The sequence below is a fragment of the Arthrobacter sp. SIMBA_036 genome (genome assembly GCF_046535135.1).
Lineage (GTDB): Bacteria > Actinomycetota > Actinomycetes > Actinomycetales > Micrococcaceae > Arthrobacter.
This window is the reverse complement of record NZ_JAWRXG010000165.1, coordinates 1-273: the sequence shown is the minus strand read 5'-3', so window position 1 is coordinate 273 and position 273 is coordinate 1. Positions and strand designations below refer to the sequence as shown.

The window sequence follows — 273 nt, the reverse complement described above, 5'->3', positions numbered from 1 at the left end:
CATCATGTTCTGGGATGCCTCTCATCTCAGCGCCATCGCACAGTATGACCGTATCGGCCCATCGACCGTGCCGGAATTCGTCGCCTTCGGCCTGGCGGCTCTCGGTCTCTGGACCGTTGCCGAAGCCTGGCGTGGTGAATTTCCCGAGCGCGAAAAGCAGGAAGTACCACCCGTTCTCTGGGTGATTGCCGGTCTTGCCTGTCAGATGATCTTCCTGCGTATCGCAGGGTTCTCGATCGCGACGGGCCTGCTCTTCGCCCTGACCGCGCGCGG

Annotated in this window: 1 protein-coding gene; it reads left to right on the top strand. The window is 61.9% G+C overall.

Annotated features, from left to right (window positions below; all coding sequences use genetic code 11):
* Positions 1-273 (top strand): tripartite tricarboxylate transporter TctB family protein (locus SB659_RS19505; RefSeq protein ID WP_410551596.1); only part of this gene is annotated, 273 nt, incomplete at both ends.